17 protein-coding genes are annotated in these 17,894 nt (G+C 73.2%); 8 read left to right on the forward strand and 9 right to left on the reverse strand.

Going from position 1 to position 17,894, the window contains the following annotated elements; genetic code table 11:
• Nucleotides 1–58 precede the first annotated feature (58 nt).
• Together ACXR8F_RS12500 and ACXR8F_RS12505 are read left to right on the forward strand one after the other, a co-directional pair.
• On the forward strand, nucleotides 59–958 hold the full coding sequence (locus ACXR8F_RS12500; RefSeq protein ID WP_458800867.1) for a DegV family protein: 900 nt from the start codon (nucleotides 59–61) through the stop codon (nucleotides 956–958).
• Nucleotides 955–1,569 carry a glycerol-3-phosphate acyltransferase gene (locus ACXR8F_RS12505; protein ID WP_458800869.1) on the forward strand — a complete coding sequence of 205 codons (615 nt, stop codon included), beginning with the start codon at nucleotides 955–957 and terminating at the stop codon, nucleotides 1,567–1,569. Before ACXR8F_RS12500 ends, ACXR8F_RS12505 begins: the two co-directional genes overlap by 4 nt.
• Here the strand turns inward: ACXR8F_RS12505 and ACXR8F_RS12510 are convergent.
• Together ACXR8F_RS12510 and purU are read right to left on the reverse strand one after the other, a co-directional pair.
• A complete protein-coding gene (locus tag ACXR8F_RS12510) occupies nucleotides 1,553–2,107 on the reverse strand; it encodes a hypothetical protein (RefSeq protein ID WP_458800871.1) in 555 nt (184 codons plus the stop codon). The genes ACXR8F_RS12505 and ACXR8F_RS12510 overlap by 17 nt on opposite strands.
• Before the next feature lie 61 nt (nucleotides 2,108–2,168).
• On the reverse strand, nucleotides 2,169–3,011 hold the full coding sequence (purU, locus tag ACXR8F_RS12515; protein ID WP_458800872.1) for a formyltetrahydrofolate deformylase: 843 nt from the start codon (nucleotides 3,009–3,011) through the stop codon (nucleotides 2,169–2,171).
• Between the two features lie 359 nt (nucleotides 3,012–3,370).
• On the opposite strand from purU, the gene ACXR8F_RS12520 reads away from it, so the two are divergent.
• The gene (locus ACXR8F_RS12520; protein ID WP_458800874.1) at nucleotides 3,371–4,249 is read left to right on the forward strand and encodes a helix-hairpin-helix domain-containing protein; all 879 of its coding nucleotides are present in this window, start codon (nucleotides 3,371–3,373) and stop codon (nucleotides 4,247–4,249) included.
• A gap of 20 nt (nucleotides 4,250–4,269) precedes the next feature.
• Nucleotides 4,270–6,687 (forward strand): ComEC/Rec2 family competence protein, encoded by a 2,418-nt coding sequence (locus ACXR8F_RS12525; RefSeq protein WP_458800876.1) that lies wholly within the window; start codon nucleotides 4,270–4,272, stop codon nucleotides 6,685–6,687.
• 10 nt (nucleotides 6,688–6,697) lie between these two features.
• Here the strand turns inward: ACXR8F_RS12525 and ACXR8F_RS12530 are convergent, their stop codons facing one another.
• The 5 genes from ACXR8F_RS12530 to ACXR8F_RS12550 form a co-directional block, all read right to left on the reverse strand.
• Nucleotides 6,698–7,192 carry a cupin domain-containing protein gene (locus tag ACXR8F_RS12530; protein ID WP_458800878.1) on the reverse strand — a complete coding sequence of 165 codons (495 nt, stop codon included), beginning with the start codon at nucleotides 7,190–7,192 and terminating at the stop codon, nucleotides 6,698–6,700.
• Nucleotides 7,193–7,258: 66 nt separating this feature from the next.
• The gene (locus ACXR8F_RS12535; protein WP_045190041.1) at nucleotides 7,259–8,047 is read right to left on the reverse strand and encodes a DUF1295 domain-containing protein; all 789 of its coding nucleotides are present in this window, start codon (nucleotides 8,045–8,047) and stop codon (nucleotides 7,259–7,261) included.
• A gap of 4 nt (nucleotides 8,048–8,051) precedes the next feature.
• The gene (locus ACXR8F_RS12540; protein ID WP_458800880.1) at nucleotides 8,052–9,386 is read right to left on the reverse strand and encodes a class I SAM-dependent methyltransferase; all 1,335 of its coding nucleotides are present in this window, start codon (nucleotides 9,384–9,386) and stop codon (nucleotides 8,052–8,054) included.
• 127 nt (nucleotides 9,387–9,513) lie between these two features.
• On the reverse strand, nucleotides 9,514–11,037 hold the full coding sequence (locus ACXR8F_RS12545; RefSeq protein ID WP_458800881.1) for a gamma-glutamyltransferase: 1,524 nt from the start codon (nucleotides 11,035–11,037) through the stop codon (nucleotides 9,514–9,516).
• 66 nt (nucleotides 11,038–11,103) lie between these two features.
• Nucleotides 11,104–12,051 (reverse strand): LysR family transcriptional regulator, encoded by a 948-nt coding sequence (locus ACXR8F_RS12550; RefSeq protein ID WP_045190038.1) that lies wholly within the window; start codon nucleotides 12,049–12,051, stop codon nucleotides 11,104–11,106.
• Nucleotides 12,052–12,134: 83 nt separating this feature from the next.
• Between ACXR8F_RS12550 and ACXR8F_RS12555 the strand changes: the two genes are divergently transcribed.
• Complete coding sequence (locus tag ACXR8F_RS12555; RefSeq protein ID WP_082080826.1) at nucleotides 12,135–13,091, forward strand: Sir2 family NAD-dependent protein deacetylase; 957 nt, start codon at nucleotides 12,135–12,137, stop codon at nucleotides 13,089–13,091.
• Between the two features lie 31 nt (nucleotides 13,092–13,122).
• On the opposite strand, the gene ACXR8F_RS12560 is transcribed toward ACXR8F_RS12555, so the two are convergent.
• On the reverse strand, nucleotides 13,123–14,049 hold the full coding sequence (locus ACXR8F_RS12560) for a hypothetical protein (protein WP_458800884.1): 927 nt from the start codon (nucleotides 14,047–14,049) through the stop codon (nucleotides 13,123–13,125).
• 61 nt (nucleotides 14,050–14,110) lie between these two features.
• The gene (lexA, locus tag ACXR8F_RS12565; RefSeq protein ID WP_458800886.1) at nucleotides 14,111–14,809 is read right to left on the reverse strand and encodes a transcriptional repressor LexA; all 699 of its coding nucleotides are present in this window, start codon (nucleotides 14,807–14,809) and stop codon (nucleotides 14,111–14,113) included.
• 252 nt (nucleotides 14,810–15,061) lie between these two features.
• Between lexA and ACXR8F_RS12570 the strand changes: the two genes are divergently transcribed.
• The 3 genes from ACXR8F_RS12570 (at nucleotide 15,062) to ACXR8F_RS12580 (ending at nucleotide 17,879) form a co-directional block, all read left to right on the forward strand.
• Entirely contained in the window at nucleotides 15,062–15,484 is a 423-nt protein-coding gene (locus ACXR8F_RS12570; protein ID WP_458800887.1) for a LysM peptidoglycan-binding domain-containing protein, read from the forward strand.
• A 305-nt stretch (nucleotides 15,485–15,789) separates the two neighbouring features.
• Nucleotides 15,790–16,116 carry a hypothetical protein gene (locus tag ACXR8F_RS12575; protein ID WP_458800889.1) on the forward strand — a complete coding sequence of 109 codons (327 nt, stop codon included), beginning with the start codon at nucleotides 15,790–15,792 and terminating at the stop codon, nucleotides 16,114–16,116.
• On the forward strand, nucleotides 16,113–17,879 hold the full coding sequence (locus ACXR8F_RS12580) for an alpha/beta hydrolase (protein ID WP_458800891.1): 1,767 nt from the start codon (nucleotides 16,113–16,115) through the stop codon (nucleotides 17,877–17,879). Before ACXR8F_RS12575 ends, ACXR8F_RS12580 begins: the two co-directional genes overlap by 4 nt.
• Nucleotides 17,880–17,894: the final 15 nt, after the last annotated feature.

Below are 17,894 nucleotides of genomic sequence, written 5' to 3' on the forward strand. Positions count from 1 at the left end.
GGAGCGGCGCCGCTAGGTTGGGACCAGCCAACGGGCCGACCTGCGGAAGGAGCGCGCCGTGACCACGCGGATCGTCACCGACTCGACGGCATACCTGTCCCCTGACGCCATCGAGCAGCACGACATCGAGGTCGTGCCGCTGCACGTCGTCGTGGGCGGCCGCGACCACGTCGAGGGACGTGACATCACGGCCCAGCAGGTCGCGGCAGCGCTGCGCGACTACACGATCGTCACGACCTCGCGGCCGACCCCACAGGTCTTCGCCGAGACCTACCAGCGGCTTGCCGACGACGGCGCGACCGCCATCGTCTCGGTCCACCTGTCGTCGCAGATGTCGGGCACCGTCGAGGCCGCCCGGCTCGCTGCGGCCGAGGCACCCGTCCCCGTCGAGGTCGTCGACAGCGAGACGATCGGCATGGCGATGGGCTACGCAGTCATCGCGGCGGCAGAGGCTGCAGCCGGGGGAGCCGACGTGCCAACGGTTCTCGAGGTGATCAGCACGCGGCTGAAGCCGTCCGGCGTGCTCTTCTACGTCGACACGCTCGAGCACCTGCGACGGGGCGGGCGCATCGGTGCCGCCTCGGCGCTGCTCGGGTCGGCCCTCTCGATCAAGCCGATCCTCGCCGTGCGCGGTGGCCGCATCGTCCCGGTGGAGAAGGTGCGCACCTCGTCGCGGGCCGTCGCCCGCATCGAGGCCATGGTCGTCGAGCACGTCGAGAAGGGCGGCAGCGTCGCCGACATCGCGGTGCACCACCTCGACGCCGCAGCGCGAGCCGACCAGATCGCCGCGGAGCTGCGCGAGCTGGTGCCGGGCTCACCGGAGGTCGTCGTCGTCGAGCTCGGTGCGGTCGTGGGGGCGCACGTGGGGCCCGGCACGGTGGCCATCGCCGTGTCGCCGCGGCCGGGCGAGGCCCTGCCCGAGCAGAGCGTCACTGCTGACGGGCACGCCGGGTCGTGAGCGCCGGCACCGTGCTCGCCTGGGCCGGGGTGGTCGTCGTGGCCTTCCTCGTCGGCTCGTTCAACCCGGCGACGGTGATCGCGCGGCTCCTCGGCAAGGACCTCGCCTCGTCCGGCTCCGGCAACCCGGGGGCCACGAACGCGGGCCGCGTGCTGGGGCGCAAGTGGGGTGTGGTCGTCGGCGTGCTCGACGTGCTCAAGGGCCTCGTGCCGGCGTTCGTCGCCGGTCACTGGTTCGGTGGGGCGCACGCCGCGTACGCCGCCGGCATCGCCGCCGTGCTCGGCCACATCTGGTCGCCGTACCTCAAGGGACGGGGTGGCAAGGGCGTCGCCACGACGCTCGGCGCCCTGCTGGGCGTGCACCCGTGGGTCGCGCTCGTCGTGGTCGTGGTCTTCGGCCTCGGTGTCGCCCTGACGCGCTGGGTGGCGGCGGGGTCGATCTTCGGGTCGCTAGCGATGCTCGCGGTCGCAGTCGTCATCTGGACCGGGCACGCGCCCGGTGACGTCTGGACCGGGCTGTGGCTCACGGCGATCGGGCTGGTCGTGCTCGCCCGCCACAAGAACAACGTCGTCGGCTGGTGGCGTCAGCGGCACCTCACCGACGAGACCTGAGGAGCGCCTCGAGGGCGGCCCGGGTGCTGGCCGCCCTCGGCTCGCCGAGCTGCTCGCGGATGGCCAGAGACGCGGTGAACGCCTCGACCGCGTCGTCGGTGCGCCCCTCGTCCACGAGGAACCGGCCGAGGTGGTGCAGCGCGTAGTGCTCGAGCTCGCGGTCCGCGCCGTCGCGCGCCAGGGCCAGCGCCTCCTCGAAGTGGGGCTCGGACTCGGCGGCGAGTCCGGCGTAGTGCTCGGCCGTGGCGAGCGCGAGCAGGGCCCAGCCGAGGCTCTCGGCGCGGCCGGCGTCGCGAGCGAGCTGCACGGCGGGTCCGGCCAGGGCGACCGCCTCGCGCTCGTGGCCGGCGACGGTGAGCGCCTCGGCCAGGTCGACCGTGGCGTCCAGCAGGTCGGGAGCCCCGGGCTCCGTGAGGTCGGCGGCGACGGCCGTCGTGAGCGCGTCGCGGGCCTCGGTCAGGGCCTGCGCATTCTCCTCCGGCGTGCGGGTGAAGCGCCCGAAGTGGGGGCGCCCGACGACGAACTGCCTGTCGCTCATGGCCCGCACGCTACCGGTGCGGGCCACGCGCCCCCGCCCGACGGCATACGCCCCCGGTGGGTCAGAAGACGATGGTGCGTCGGCCAGAGAGGAAGACGCGCGACTCGGCGTGGTCGCGCACCGCGCGCGACAGCACCCGCCGCTCGACGTCGCGCCCGAGCGCGACGAGCCGCGAGGGCGTCTCGGCGTGCGTCACGCGCACGACGTCCTGCTCGATGATCGGGCCCTCGTCGAGGTCGGCGGTGACGTAGTGCGCGGAGGCACCGATGAGCTTGACGCCCCGGTCGTGCGCCTGGTGGTAGGGCTTTGCGCCCTTGAAGCCGGGCAGGAACGAGTGGTGGATGTTGATCGCCCGGCCCTCGAGCGCGCGGCACAGCGAGTCGCTGAGGATCTGCATGTAGCGGGCGAGCACGACGAGACCGACGTCGTTCGCGTCGACCATGCGCAGCAGCTCGGCCTCGGCGTCCGCCTTCGTCTCGGGCGTCACGGGGATGACCGTGAACGGCAGGCCGTAGTACTCGACGAGTGCGCGGCAGTCCTCGTGGTTCGAGACGACGCCGACGATGTCGATGGGCAGGTCGCCGGACTTCCAGCGGTAGAGCAGGTCGAGCAGGCAGTGGTCGAACTTGCTGACGAGGATGATGGTGCGGCAGTGCTCGTCCTCGGGCCGCGCGGCGAGGTGCTGGTGGGCGATGGCGGGGCTCTCGCGGATGGCCTCGAGCACCTGCTCGACGTCGGCGGCCGAGGCGTCGAAGACGGTGCGCATGAAGAAGAGGTCGGTGTCCTCGTCGGAGTACTGCTGGTTCTCGACGATGTTCGCCTCGACCTGCAGGAGCGCTCCGGAGACAGCCGCCACGATGCCGGGTCGGTCGTCGCAGGTGAGGGTCATGATGTGGCGGGCCATTCGGAGATTCTGGCCCAGCGGGCGGCGCAGGCGTGAATCGACGCGCGGGGTGTCTCGGGCTGTGGCCGTCCACACCCCCTCGGCCGCTGTCGGCGTTGTCCCCAGCGGCCTGGTGGGTCGGGTCGTGCGGGTGGTGGGCTTCCTACCGTCGACGTATGCCGTTCCGCCCCTCCCAGCGACCGCCTGACCTCGAGCGCGCCGCACGGGTCCTCGGGGCCGGTCGTCACGGCAGGGACGAGGGCGCCGGGTTGCTGGAGCCGGTCGGCGGACTCGACCCGGATGCTCCCGCTGGGCGGGAGCGACCCGACGTCGACACTGGCTGGGTGCCCGGTCCTCCGGGTGGTACCGAAACCACGTCCGTGGCGACGCGCTCCGGCTCCGGGTCGGCGAAGGCGGTGGGGGAGGCCGTCCGCCGCCTCACGGCGCGGGCGACCGACGACGAGGTGTCACGTCTCGACGCCGACCTGCGCCGGGCGCGGAGACCCGGGTTGCTGACGGTTCCGGACGAGCTGCGGTCGGGGCGGCGGGCAGTCAGCAGCGCGGCGCTCGTCTCGCTGCTGGCGCTGGTCGTCGCGGTGGGCTGCGCCTTCGTGGTGCGCGTGCTCTGGGCCGAGCGGTCCGCGGTGCCGGAGGTGGCGCCCGGTCCGTCCCGGTCGGTCCAGGTCGTCGGCGGGACCGCCGCTGCGGCCACGGTCCCGTCCACCGGAGCGGTGACGGGGGCTCCGGGTGCGGGTGCCGGTGCCGGTGCCGGTGCCGGTGCCTCAACCGCGAGCGCCGAGATCGTCGTCCACGTCGTGGGTCAGGTCCTGCGCCCGGGGCTCGTGCGCCTGAGGGCAGGCGCCCGGGTGGCCGACGCGATCAAGCAGGCAGGTGGGGCGCGGGCGGGCGCCGACCTGAGCGCCCTCAACCTGGCTCGCCCGGTCACGGACGGGGAGCAGATCCGGGTGCCTCGCCCCGGTGAGTCGGCGGCCACCGGCACGGGTGCCGGCTCCGGGGGCGGAAGTGCTGGATCCGCGACCGGCGGAGGCGCAGGAGCGTCCTCCGGGGCTCCCGTGAGCCTCAACGCGGCTGACACCGCCGGCCTCGACGCGCTGCCGGGTGTCGGCCCGGTGCTGGCCCAGCGGATCATCGACTGGCGCGCCGAGCACGGTCGCTTCACGTCGGTCGACGAGCTGGGCGAGGTCAGCGGCATCGGCGACAAGCTGCTGGCGCGGCTCCGGCCGCTGGTCACGCTGTGACGGAGGAGCGGAGCCGCCGCGTGGCGAGGGAGCAGCGGCCGCGAGGGCCGTCGCTCGTCGTGCTGACCGGCCGTCCGACCGTGCGCCGGGTGCGACCGCGGTCCGCCCGCGCCCTTGACCTGCGGCTGCTCGTGCCGGTGCTCGTGGCCTGGCCGGTCGTCGCCTTCTGGGGGCTCGTCGCGTCGCCCCGGTTCGTGGCCCTGGCCGCCGTCGGGGCCGGCACCGTCGCGGTCCTCGCCCGGCGCCGCACGACGCTGCGCGGCTGGGCGGTGACGGGCGCCGTGCTGGCACTCCTGCTGGGCGCCGCTGCCGGGCACCGTGCCGTCGCGTCAGCGGGACCCCTCGGCGCGCTGGCAGCCGAACGGGCCGTCGTGACGCTGCACGCGACGGTGGCCGCGGAGCCGCGTCCGGTGCGCACCGACCGTGGAGCGGGAGGGTCGGGCGACGGTCGACCCGTCCTCAGCGTCGTGCGTCTGGACGTCTCCGAGGTCCGCGGCCGTGGGCACGTCACTGCGGTGGCGTCGCCGGTCCTCGTGATCGGCGGCGGCCCGGCCTGGTCGGGCCTGCGTTGGCACGACGAGATCGAGGTCGTCGCGCGACTGCAGGCGGCCGAGCCGGGCGACGACGTCGTGGCCGTGGCGGCTCCCAAGGGGCCGGTGGCGGTGGTCGCGCACGCCGGCGGCGTCTTCGCGGCGGCCGACGTCGTGCGGGAGCGGTTCCGGGCTGCCACCGATTCCCTGTGGGCAGACGCGCGCGGGCTCGTGCCGGCGCTCGTCGTGGGCGACACCTCGCACACCCCACCCGACCTGACGACCGCGATGCTCGACACCGGGCTGTCGCACCTGAGCGCGGTCTCGGGCAGCAACGTCACCTTCGTGCTGGCCGGCGTGATGTGGGTGTGCGGCCTCGTCGGGGTGCGACGGCGCTGGCGTCCGCCGGTCGCGGTCGTGGCGCTGCTCGGGTTCGTCGTGCTCGCACGGCCCGAGCCGAGCGTCGTGCGCGCAGCCGTCATGGGTCTCGTGGGCTTGCTGGCGCTGTCGAGCTCGAGGCGTCGCGCCGGCGTCCCGGCGCTCGCCGGCGCCCTCGTGGTGCTGCTCGTGTGGGACCCGTGGCTCTCCCGCTCGTACGGCTTCGCCCTGTCGAGCCTGGCGACGCTGGGCCTGCTCGTCCTCGCACCGCCCTGGGGGAGCGCGCTCGCGCGCGTGCTGCCCGGCCCGCTCAAACCGCTCGGGCCGGTCCTCGCCATCCCGGTGGCCGCGCAGGCCGTGTGCGCGCCAGTCGTCGTGCCGCTCCAGGGCAGCGTCTCGGTCGTCGCGGTGCTCGCGAACCTGCTCGCGGCACCCTTCGTGGCGCCCACGACGCTCGTCGGCGTGGCCGTGGCCATCGTGTCGGTGGTGTGGACGACCGGAGCCGCCTGGCTGGCGTGGGGCGCGGCCGTGCCCGCGCAGGCCATCGCCGGCGTTGCCCGTTGGTGCTCCGGGCTGCCGTTGGGGAGCATCACGTGGGGCGACTCGGCGGCTGCGGCGGTCCTGCTCGGCGTCATCACCGTAGCGGCCGTCGCACTCGCGCCGTGGACCTGGCACCGTACGCGGCACCGCCCGACCGTCGCGGTCGCCGTGGTGGTCCTGACCGCCGGGATGGCGGCTCCGACGACGTCGATCTCGTGGCCGCCTCCGGGCTGGGTGCTCATCGCCTGTGACGTCGGGCAGGGCGACGGGCTGGTCGCCGACAGCGGCGGCGGACACGTGGTCGTCATCGACGCCGGTCCGGACCCCGAGCCCATGCGCCAGTGCCTCGACCGCATCGGTGCCGAGGTCGTCGACCTCGTCGTGCTCACCCACTACCACGCGGACCACGTGGGCGGCCTCGCCGCGGTTCTCGAGCGTCCGGTCGCCGAGATCCGAGCCTCACCCGTGCTTGACCCGCCGGCAGAGGCACGGCGCGTCGCGCAGCTGGCCGCCGCACACCACACGCCGCTGGGGGAGCTGCGGGCAGGGCAGTCGCTCACCGTCGGCGGTGTGAGAGCCGAGGTCTGGTGGCCGGCTCGTCGCATCGACGCCGGATCGGTGCCCAACAACGGCTCGGTGGTGCTGACGATGCACGTTCGCGGCGTCAGTGTCCTGCTCGCGGGCGACATCGAGCGCGAGGCCGCCGCGCAGGTGTACCGCGAGTCCCTGCTCGATCCGGGGCGCTGGGGGAGCATCGACGTGCTCAAGGTGGCCCACCACGGCTCCAGCAACCGCGACGACCGCCTCCTCGACCAGGTCGCGGGGCGTCTGGCCGTCATCAGCGTCGGCGAGGGCAACGACTACGGCCACCCGGCACCGGCTCTCATGAACGCCCTGCAGCAGAGAGGCTTCGCCGTTCACCGCACCGACACCGAGGGTGACGTCGCCATCGTCACCGACGGCACGGAGGTGTCCGCCGTGTCGGGTTGACCGGGCGGGCTCAGGCAGGGTTCGTGGGTTCCGCGGGGTCGAGGGGCTCATCCTCCGGGCCTGCCGGGGCGCGACGCACACCGGCGTCCTCGACGAGCTCGAAGTCCTCGAAGTCGAAGCCGGGGGAGACGAGGCAGCTGACCAGCGCATCCCCGTCGCCGGGCACGGTGCGCTGCCACACGCCGGCAGGCACGACCGCCTGCGCCACCTCGCCGCCCGCCAGGTCGAGCCCGACGACCGACTGCCCGGTCTTCTCGGGAGCCGCGCCCGCGCCGCCGAGCTCGAGCACCACCGAACCGGTGTGCGCGATCCACACCTCGTCCGAGGCGACCCGGTGCCACGCGGACGACTCGCCCGAAGGCAACAGGAAGTGGATGAGGGTCGCGGTGGCCCGCGTCCGGCCGTCCGGCAGGGTCACCGTCTCGGGGGCGACCCACGTCTGCCGGTACCAGCCGCCCTCGGGGTGTGGCTGCAGGTCGAGGAGGTCGGCAAGGGGCGGGCGCATGCGCCCATCATGGCCGAGACGCGCGCCGGCTCGCGGTGGCGGCCCGCGAAGGGTCCCGGCTGTGACTCAGCGAGCCCGCTTCGGCGGCATCGGGAAGAAGCCGCTCGTTCGGCGCACGTACTCCGCATACTCCGGCCGTCGGTCACCGATGTCCTTCTCCAACAGCTTCTTTCCCGTACCGCCGTAGAGGTTCCAGACCATGACGGCGGGCGACAGGAGGGTCAGCACACCCGGCCACGCGCTCGCCGCGACGAGGAAGAGGCCCGTCCAGACGCACGCGTCACCGAAGTAGTTGGGATGGCGCGTGTAGCGCCACAGGCCGGTGTCGAGCACCTTGCCCTTGTTGGACGGCTCGTCGCGGAAGCGCGTGAGCTGTAGGTCGCCGACAGACTCGAAGAAGAAGCCGACGGCCCACACGACGACGCCGACCCAGAGCACCCACGACAGACCGTCGCTCACCACCATGGCGACCTGCACGGGCAGCGAGACGAACCACATGATGAGGCCCTGCGGCAGGTAGATGTGGAGGAGCGCGTAGGCGTTGGGGCTACCGTCCGCTCGCGCGAGCATCGCCTCGTAGCGCGGGTCCTCGCCCTTGCCGCGCGAGCGCAGGTAGATGTGCGTGGCGAGCCGCAGCCCCCATGCCGCAGTCAGCAGCAGCGCCAGCCACCGGCGCAGCGGGTCGCCCTGGCCGCCCGTGACGAGGAACGCCGTGAGCGCGATCGCGACGAACCCGAGCCCCCACGTCACGTCGATGACCGCCTGCTTGCCGACGCGCAGTGCGACCGCGAACGTGATGCCGAGCACCACGACGACTGTGAGAGCCGTCCAGAGCACCACCCCGAGGAAGCTCACGGCGTCACCAGGTCCGGACGGGCGGCATACCGCTGCGGCCGTCGGCGGTGGGCTTGACCGCGAGGATCTGGTCGACCCCCATCCGGCCCTCCTCGAAGGCGAGAGCGCCCCCGACGAGGTAGAGCCGCCACACGCGGGCGACCTCCTCGCCGACCAGGTCGACGACGCGGTCCCAGTTGGCCTCGAACGTGTCGTACCAGGCGTTCACGGTCCACACGTAGTGCTCGCGCAGCGCGTGCACGTCGCGGACCTCGAGCCCGGCCTGCTCGATGAGGTCGACGGTCTCGCCCACGGGCCGCATGTGCATGTCAGGAGCGATGAAGGCCTCGATGAACGGCCCCCCGCCCGGTCGGGTGGTACGTGACATCTGCTGGATCAGCGCGCGCCCGCCCGGGCGCAGCAGCCGCTCGATCTGCCGGGTGAACGTCGGGTAGTTGCGCTGGCCGACGTGCTCGCCCATCTCGATGGAGCTGACGGTGTCGAACGGGCCGTCGGGCACCTCGCGGTAGTCCTGCAGGCGGATCTCGACGCGGTCCGCGAGCCCGCGCTCGCGGATGCGCTGGTCGATGAAGGCCTTCTGCTCGCTCGAGATCGTGACGCCGACGACCTGTGCGCCGAACTTCTCGGCGGCGTGCAGCGAGAGCGAGCCCCAGCCGCAGCCGATGTCGAGGTGGCGCCCCCCGGGTTCTATGCCCAGCTTGCGGCAGACGAGGTCGAGCTTGTCGCGCTGGGCGTCCTCGACGGTGTAGCCGGGTTCGGTGCTGGTCCAGTACCCGCAGGAGTACGCCATGTGCGGGTCGAGGATGAGCGCGTAGAACTCGTTGGAGAGGTTGTAGTGGTGCTCGATGGCGCTGCGGTCGCGGGACTTGGTGTGCAGCCGTCCTCGCAGCCGCGCCTGCGACGCCGGGGGCTCCGGCGGCAGGCCCACCACGCCCAGGTCGAGCGCCGTCCTGATGCCGGCCCGGGCGACCGATGCGAGCGTTGCGGGGGAGGGGCGTCCGTCGGCCAGCGTGCGGGCCGTGGACCACACCCGGCGGAAGCCGTCGAGCAGGTCACCGTCCACGTCGAGCTCGCCGGTGACGTACGCCTGGGCCAGGCCGAGCTCGCCGGGGTGGCGCACGAGACGCCGCAGGGCGGCGGGGTCGCGCAGCACGACCGTCGGTGCGTCGACGGGCCCCGTCACGCTGCCGTCCCACGCCCTGAGGCGCACCGGCAGCCGTCCCCCGAAGAGGGGGGAGACGACGGCCGCCACCCGGGCGGCGACAGAGTCGGGCCGAGGACGGGTCAGCGCTGCCGACGTGGAGGAGCCGGCGTCGGGGCGGTCGTCGGTCATGGTCATCGAAGAAGGCCTCTCGTAGGGGTCGACGCACAAGGGTTCGGCGCGGGCTGCTCGTCGGATGGGTGGCGTTCGCGAAGAATGCGGGTGCCCGGTGCCGACGGGCGATCCTGCGCGCCGGGCAGGTCCGTCAAGGAGATACCCCCACGGCGGCCTCGCGCCGCGCGTCGCCCGCCGCGACGAGCCCGCCGGCTCCGAGGAGGGCCGCGCCGACGCCGCCGAAGTACATGTGCGGGCCCGGGTAGCGGTGCGCGGGCAGCCCCTGGGCCGTGACAGCGGCGGCGATCTCCTCGGAGGGCTCGTGCTCGACCCGCGGCGAACCGTCCTCGAGGAAGCGCACGTGCAGCCGAGGGGCGTCGATGGCGTGCTGGAGGTCGTCGCCCAGGAGCAGGCTGCGACCCAGCACCTGCATCAGCGCCGTCGTGATGCGGTCGGCGCCGGGGGAGCCGACCGCCAGAGCGGCCCCGACGGCGCTTCGCGCAGTCGTCGGCGCCATGTTCGACGCGAGTCGTGTGCCGGGAGGCACCGCGTGCAGACCCAGCCGGTTGAGCTCGGGCTCGCCCAGTGCGTTGTTGAGCAGGATGCCCGTGCCGGGGATCACCATGCCGGCGCCGTAGCCGGCGGACATGGTGATGGCACAGGCGTTTCCGTGCTCGTCGACCGCGGACACGTGGGCGGTGGACGCCGAGGTCGGCAGACCGGCGAGGCCGTGGCGCTCGACCGACTCGAGCAGGGCGTGACCGTCCGCGTCGAGGTCGCGTGAGCGGTCGTGCACCGAGAGGCGGTAGGCGAGCACGTGGCGCTGGATGTCGATGACCTCGGGCCAGGTCCAGTGCTCGTGCCGGGCGAGCTGCCCGAGCATCGCGGCGAGCATCGGGCCGCCGACCGACGGAGGCGGGTTGAGGGCGACGCTCCACGTGCCCACCGACCGCATCGTCGGGGTGCGCACCACCGCCTCGTATGCCGTCAGGTCGGCCGCCGTGACGAGCCCACCGTTCGCGGCCATGTCGTCCACGAGCACCCGACCGACGGCGCCGGTCGTGAAGAGGGACACCCCCTGCACGGCGAGCAGCTCGAGGATGTCGGCGAGGTCGACGTTGAGGCAGGTCTCGCCGGGCTGCACGGCGCCGCCGTCCGCGCCGGTCACGAGGGCGTGGGCCTCGGCGTCGTCGCCGAAGAGGGTGTCGCGCACGATGCCGAGGTAGAGGGCGGCAGCGGCGCCGATGCGGTAGCCCTCGCGGCAGGCGCGGGCCGACGGCTCGACGAGCCGTCGCCACGGCAGCACGGCGAACCTGTCGCGAGCGAGCGAGAGCGCCTGCAGGGCACCGGAGTTCGCGACCGAGCCGTGTCCGGCGCCGATGGTCACGCCGCCGCCGTAGTCGGTGCGCACCTCGCGGACGCCGTGCCCGAAGGCCGACGCGTCGAGGCCACGGCCCGGCATCTCGACGTTGCCGTCGACGACGACGGGATCGGCGCCGGCGGGCCACACGTTGACGTAGGCGCCGCCCATCAGGCTCACGACACCGGGCTCGGTGCTCATCGCGCTGAGCGCCGCTGCGATGGCGGCGTCGACCGCGTTGCCGCCGTCGGCCGCCGCCTCGAGGCCTGCCTCGAGGGGTGCGGGACCGGTGGCAGCGAGAGCGACCCGTGTCATGACCGCATTCTGCCGGTCACGACGACGTCTGGCGCGGCGTCGTGACCGGCGGGAGTGTCCGGAGGGTCAGGCCTTCGCACCCACGAGCTCGGCGGTGGAGGTCGCGGGGTCGGCGCCGGCGGCCTCGCACAGGGCGTCGAGCGCCGCGGCCACGGCAGGCACGCGCTGCAGGTCGGGGGTCGTCACCGCGAGGATCTGTCGTCGCGAGGCCGGCGACAAAGGCAGGGTCGCGACGTCGTCGTGCTTGGCCGCGTTGAGGATGAGGTCGGGCACGAGGGCCACCCCGAGGCCGGCCGTGACGAGGCCGAGCTGGGCGACGTAGTCCTCGGTCTCGAAGGCGACGTTCGGCCGGAAGCCGGCGGTGTCGGCGAGCGAGAGCAGGTGGCCCCGGCACCGCGGACAGCCGGCGATCCACTCGTCGCCGGAGAAGTCGGTGAGCACCGCGGCCGCGTCGCCCGCGTGGGGGTGCGAGCCGGGCACGACGAGGCGCACCTCGTCGTCCATGAGGCGGCGGGTCACGAGGAGCGAGAGGTCCTCCTCGAGCTCGCCGAGGTCGCCCCCCTCGTAGGCGAAGGCGACGGCGACGTCGCAGTCGCCGTTGCGCAGGGCGGCCAGCGACTCGGGCGGCTCGGCCTCGGTGAAGGTCACCGTGATGTCGGGGTGCTTGGACTTGAGGATCGCGAGGGTTCGCGGCACGAGCGTGGCGGACGAGCTGGGGAACGCCTGGAGGCGCACGCGACCGGCGCGCAGGCCGGCGATCGCGGTGATCTCCTCCTCGGCCGCGTCGAGGGCGGCGAGGACCCCGACGGCGTGACGGGCCAGCACCTGGCCGGCCTCCGTGAGCCGGACCTGCCGGCCGTAGCGCTCGACGAGCACCGTGCCGGTGCGCTGCTCCAGACGTCGCACCATCTGCGAGATGGCCGGCTGGGTGAAGCCGAGGGCGTTGGCGGCGCTCGTGAAGCTTCCCTCGTCGGCGATGGCCTTCATGACCCGTAGGCCCGCAGCATCGATCATGGACCGATCATAACCGGTGATTATGGTTTTCCGTCACTTCTGCACGCTCGGGTGACGCCGGTTCGGAGACGTAGGCTGACCGGGTGCACCAGCCGACCGGCATACCTCCTCGCCCCACCGGCAGCGCCGGCGCGACGACACGCCTCTCGACGTCGCGCACGCTGCCGCTCGAGACGCACGACCTCGGCACGTTGGACGACCTCGTCGACCTCGTGAGCGGCGGGGGTGTCGCGGTGCTGAGCGGGGCGGGCCTCTCCACCGAGTCGGGCATCCCCGACTACCGCGGGCCCGACGGGACCCGACGGGTCGAGCCGATGACCTATGGCGAGTTCGCCGGTAGCAGCGACGCCCGGCGCCGCTACTGGGCCCGCAGCTACATCGGGTGGCAGCGGTTCAACGCCGCGTCGCCCAACGAGGGCCACCGCGTCGTCACCGACCTGCAGCGCGCGGGCTACGTCGGTCCGGTGATCACCCAGAACGTCGACGGTCTGCACCAGGCGGCAGGAGCGACGGACGTCGTCGAGCTGCACGGCTCGCTCGAGCGCGCGGTCTGTCTCACCTGTGGTGAGTACACGTCGCGAATCGGCTTGCACGAGAGGATGACCGAGGCCAACCCCGGCTTCATGGCCCGCTTCGCCGAGGCGGCTGCCTCGGTGGGCTCGCAGTGGGGCGAGCAGGTGCGGCCCGACGGCGACATCGTGCTCGCGGACGCGCTCGTCGAGACCTTCCACGCTCCGCGGTGCCTCGTCTGCGGCAACGACACCGTCAAGCCCGACGTCGTCTTCTTCGGCGAGTCCGTGCCCAAGACCCTGGTGGAGCGGGTCTTCGGCCTCGTCGAGGCGGCCGGGGCCGTGCTGGTCCTCGGGTCGTCGTTGTCGGTGATGAGCGGCTACCGCTTCGTGCGGCGGGCCCACCAGCGCGACGTCCCCGTCGCCATCGTGACCCGGTCGGCCACTCGCGGCGACGCGGAGGCGACGATCCGGCTGCACGCGCCGCTGGGCCAGACGCTGACGGCACTGCGCAAGGCGCTCGGCCACTGACCTGGACCCAGGAGGACCGTCGATGCGGCCGTCACTCCGCCCGGGCGCCGACGTCGCGAGCCTCGTCGGCGGAGACCTCACCGAGGTCCCACAGCTCCTTCGTCTGGACGCCCCAGTACGTCGCGAAGAGCACGATGACGACGACCTCGGCGACGAGGACGAGGTGGGCGAAGCCCGTCACGGTCAGCGCCGCGACGACCGTCGCGGCGAGGGCGGCCGTGAGCGCGACGGCGATGGCGAGGTAGATGCGGCGGTAACCGCGACCGGAGTCGTCACCGACGGCCCGGTGCCGCTCCTCGGTGCGCAGCGCGCTCAGCACCATGACGGCGATGACGCCGGCCACCATCGTGGCCGCCGCGATGCCGTGGCTCAGCGCGATGAAGCGGTCGCGCAGGACGAGGAAGAGGGCCAGCTCGACGAGGAGGACACCGGCGCAGGCCAGGGTCACGACCACCGAGCGCGCAGTGGGGCGCGCGGCGGCGTCGCGCACCATGGCGCCCCGTTTCAGGGCCGCCACGATGACGGCACCGATGGCCGCGACGACGACGAGCGACCAGATGTTGTTGCGCACCGCCGCCGCGATCTCGGCGGGCGTCTGGGTGTAGGCGTTGGGTCCGCAGCCGAAGTCGGGCACCGTCGGGACCATGGCGACGACGAACGCCATGAAGCCCGAGAAGTTGAGCAATACGTCCTCCTCGGACGAGTGCCCCTTGTAGGCGATGAGGCTGGCCCCGAGCGCACAGAGGGAGCCGACGAAGACCGTGCGCGCGGGCGTGTAGTAGTACGCGCTGATCGACCCGAGCCAGCAGCTGTGGTCGGTCTCCCACCACCACTGGTAGCCGACCGAGAGCAGCAGCATGAGCAGGAGTGCGATCATCGCGCCACGCAGGTAGCGGTAGGTGTAGACGACATCGCGGGTGCGCCCGGCGGCCATGGTGGTCTCCTCTGCAGGACTCACGTCTCCAGAGTCTGGCGTGGGCCGGGGCGATGCGCCTGTCGGACGCAGCCCCGGCGGCCCGTCAGATGCGGCGCAGGACGGCGGTGACCTTGCCCAGGATCGTCGCGTGGTCACCGTCGATGGGGGAGAAGTCCTCGTTGTGCGGCATGAGCCAGACATGGCCGTCGACGCGCTTGAAGGTCTTCACCGTGGCCTCGTTGTCGAGCATCGCCGCGACGACGTCGCCGTTCTCGGCGTGCTGCTGCTGGCGCACGACGACCCAGTCGCCGTCGCAGATCGCCGCGTCGACCATGGAGTCGCCGTTGACCTTGAGCAGGAAGAGGTCGCCCTCGCCGACGAGCTGCTTGGGCAGCGGGAAGACGTCCTCGACGACCTCCTCGGCCGTGATCGGGACGCCGGCGGCGATCTGCCCGAGGACGGGGACGTAGGAGGCCTCGGGGCGGGCGTCGCCCGAGTCGGTCTCGGTGTCGTAATGGGTGCCGCTGCGGCTGCCGGCCTCCTCCGCCGTCGCGTCGGGCGAGACGATCTCGAGGGCGCGCGGCCGGTTGGGGTCACGTCGCAGGTAGCCCTTGGTCACGAGGGCGTTGAGCTGGTGGGAGACGCTCGAGGGGCTTGCGAGGCCGACGGCGTCGCCGATCTCGCGCATGCTCGGCGGGTAGCCCCGGCGGTCGACGGAGTTGCGGATCACCTCGAGCACTCGCCGCTGACGCACGGTCAGCCCGTCGCCGGTCTCGCGGTCGGGAAGCTCGGTCACGCCCATGGTGTCCCCTTCGTCGGCTCGTCAGACCGTCTGCTGAACGCGGGTCGCAAGCGGCTCGGGAAACCGCTCGGGACCCAGTGTCAGTGGTGGCTGGTGAGGTGTGTGGTGTGAGGAAAGAGTAACGAGGTTCGAACACAGTTGCCAAACACCTGTTCGATGCGTGTCTCGACTTCCTCGAACATACGTGCTACAAATCGTACAGACGTTCTATCGAACACGTGTTCGCCAGATCAGCAGCAAGGGGAGGTCACCATGAGCGCCATCGTCCTCGAGGCCGTTCGTCAGCAGCAGACCAGCGAGCCGCGGCCCGCCGCACGCCCGCAGCTCGTCCTCGTGCCGACCGGGCGCGACGCAGCCCGTGCAGCCCGTGCCGCCCGTGCAGCCCGTGCAGCCCAGCCGCCGCTGCGCCTGACCCGGTTCGGCCGCCTCGTGGTCGCCCTGCTCGTCGCCGCAGTCGTCTCCCTGCTCGCCGTCGGGCTCGCCGGCCAGCTCGCCTCGGCCTCGGGCGAGCCCCGTACCGTCACCGTCACCGCGGGCCAGACCTTGTCGGGCATCGCGGCCCGCGAGCTCCCGCAGCTGCCCGTCACCGACGGCGTCGTCGAGCTCCAGGTCGCCAACAGCCTCAGCACCACCGAGATCCACGTGGGGCAGCAGCTCGTCATCCCGGGTCACTGACGCCCGGAGTCTCCCGGGTCCGAGGCCCCTTGCGTATGCCGTCCGGCTGGCGGCCGCGTGCCTCGACCCTTCCGATCGGCCGCGTTGGCTCCACCTCCAGCGGCTGGCGGAAGCGGCGCTTCGACCCCGCCGTTCCCGCCCGGACGCCGCACCCCTGAGGAGGGGGTGCGGCGTTCTGCTGTGTCACCGCCCCTTTTGCCGGCCCTTTGCCGGCCCTTTGGTGCCCTTTGCCGGGGCTGTGGATGACGCGCACCGGGCGCGGCGACCGCGACCTAGCGTGGCTGCTCTCGGGAAGGGAGCAGGGGATGAGGTACGAGATCGATATCCGGACGCTGCGCGCCGGCGTCGCCACGATCGAGGAGGTGCTCGCCGAGGTGCGGCGGCTCGGGCTCGCCGACGACCTGCGGCCGGTCGCCGTGGGGCTGCCGGGCGGCCGCTGCGCCTCGGGCAGGTCGCAGGTGGCTGCGGCGTGGCAGGCGCGACTGGCGACGGCGCAGTGGGAGCTGCGCGAGCTCGGCCGGTGCGTGAGTCTGGCGGCCGACGGCTACGACGCCGTGGAGCGCGTGGTCCAGCAGGCACTCGGCACGGGGGACGACCTGCGGCGCGACGACCCCCGGCGCAGCGCCCGATGACGGCGGCTGCGGCGGGCGGCGCCCTGCGGGTGCGCGATGTCCGCGCAGGCCGTCCCCAGCTGCTGCTCGAGGTGAGCCGGCGCCTGGAGGAGCGACGCCGCCGCCTCGTCGTGCTGTCCGAGCTGGTGCTCTGGCGACGCTCGGCCGCGCCCCGGTGGTCGGGGGCCGGTGCGACGGCCGCGGCCGACCGCTACGGCACGGTCGTGGCTGGGCTCGGGCAGCTCGCGAGCAGCGTCGCGGCCGCGGGCCACGCCGTGGGAGAGGCGTCGCACCGGCTGCAGAGTGCGCTCGACCTCGTCGATCGTGCCGACCGTCGGGCGGCCGACGAGGGCGCCTGGGTCGACGAGGACGGTCGGCTCTTCCTCCCCGTTCGCGCCTCCCTGGGGGACCCGGTCGGCGAGGCGCACCGGGCCCGGCTCGACGAGCTGCTGAGGAGCGAGGTCGTCGCTTGCCTCCGACAGGCCACCCAGACAGCCACCAGGACCGACGAGGAGCTCCAGCACTCACTCCTCGTCGCGGCGCGAGGAGCGAGCTCGACAGGGGCGGTCGGCCCGGGGCTCGCGGCGTCCCACCTGGCCCCGAGCGACGTCCTGGCGCCGCCGCCACAGACGGCCGGCGTGTTCGCCTCGGCAGCCTGGTGGCGTTCGCTCACCGACGAGGAGCAGCGTCAGGCCATCCGCGGGCGACCCGAGTGGGTCGGTCCACGAGACGGCGTGCCGGCCGCCGCCCGTCACGAGGCGAACCTGCTGCTCCTCGACCGCGCCGAGCGAGCGGCCGTCGCCCGCGAGTCGGACGCGCGGCGCGACGGCTCGCCCTGGAACGCCCGGGAGCGCTCGCGGGCGCACGAGCAGGTGGACGGCATACGCGCGGTGCGTGACGTGCTCGCCCGTCGAGACGGAGGGCCTCGGCGGCTGCTGCTCGTCGACACGCGCCAGCGCGACCTCAGGGCTGTCGTCGCCGTCGGCGACGTCGACCGGGCGGAGCACGTCGTCACCTTCGTCGGCGGACTGTCGACGATGGTCGGCGCCGATCTGCGCCGCTACGACGACACGTTCGTGCGCATGCGGTCGGAGGCGCGCGCCATCGCTCGCGGGCAGGACGTCGCTGTCATCACGTGGATGGGTTACGACGCCCCGCAGGTGGACGAGATCGTGTCGTCGATCGACCGTAACGTCCTCAACGCCAAGGTCGCTCGCGAGAACGCGGGAGCACTCGCCGACTTCGTCACCGGCGTCGACGCCGCCCGTCAGCGCCCGGCCCACCAGACCGTGTGGGCGCACTCCTACGGCGGCACGCTCGCCGGGTTCGCCAGCCTGCGCACCAGCCGGATCGACGACATCGCCGTGTTCGGTGCTCCGGGGATGCCCTTCACCGACCTCGCGCGAACCGCCCTCCGACCGGGAGCCCTCAACGTCCTCGGCGCGATCGGCGACGACGTCTTCGGCTACGGCTGGATGGTGCACGGCACACGGCCGCAGGAGGTCGGGGGCGCCCTGCGGCTCTCGACGTTCGCACCCAAGCAGCCGGGCACGGGGTGCAACCACTGGATGCGACCGCGGTCCAGCTTCGTCGACGTCGGCCGTACGTCGGCCGGGCACTCCGACTACCTGAGAGCGGGCACCGACAGCGCGCACAACCTCGTCGCCGTCGCCGCCGGACGTCCCGACTTGCGCATCCTGCAGGGCGCCGACGAGCGAGCCTGCACCACCACGGGGCCGAGCCTGGGCTCAGACCCGCTGCGTTGGCCGAGGCTGGTCCCGTGATCGAGTCGGCGGCGC

The organism is Terrabacter sp. AAH1 (assembly GCF_054456855.1).

Excerpts from the sequence above, each read along its gene's own strand:
- ACXR8F_RS12540 (WP_458800880.1), bottom strand. The coding sequence starts at position 9,386 with ATGACCATGACCGACGACCGCCCCGACGCCGGCTCCTCCACGTCGGCA.
- lexA (WP_458800886.1), bottom strand. The coding sequence starts at position 14,809 with ATGGGCGTGACCGAGCTTCCCGACCGCGAGACCGGCGACGGGCTGACC.
- ACXR8F_RS12550 (WP_045190038.1), bottom strand. The coding sequence starts at position 12,051 with ATGATCGATGCTGCGGGCCTACGGGTCATGAAGGCCATCGCCGACGAG.
- ACXR8F_RS12570 (WP_458800887.1), top strand. The coding sequence starts at position 15,062 with ATGAGCGCCATCGTCCTCGAGGCCGTTCGTCAGCAGCAGACCAGCGAG.
- ACXR8F_RS12510 (WP_458800871.1), bottom strand. The coding sequence starts at position 2,107 with ATGAGCGACAGGCAGTTCGTCGTCGGGCGCCCCCACTTCGGGCGCTTC.
- ACXR8F_RS12530 (WP_458800878.1), bottom strand. The coding sequence starts at position 7,192 with ATGCGCCCGCCCCTTGCCGACCTCCTCGACCTGCAGCCACACCCCGAG.
- ACXR8F_RS12580 (WP_458800891.1), top strand. The coding sequence starts at position 16,113 with ATGACGGCGGCTGCGGCGGGCGGCGCCCTGCGGGTGCGCGATGTCCGC.
- ACXR8F_RS12575 (WP_458800889.1), top strand. The coding sequence starts at position 15,790 with ATGAGGTACGAGATCGATATCCGGACGCTGCGCGCCGGCGTCGCCACG.
- purU (WP_458800872.1), bottom strand. The coding sequence starts at position 3,011 with ATGGCCCGCCACATCATGACCCTCACCTGCGACGACCGACCCGGCATC.
- ACXR8F_RS12545 (WP_458800881.1), bottom strand. The coding sequence starts at position 11,037 with ATGACACGGGTCGCTCTCGCTGCCACCGGTCCCGCACCCCTCGAGGCA.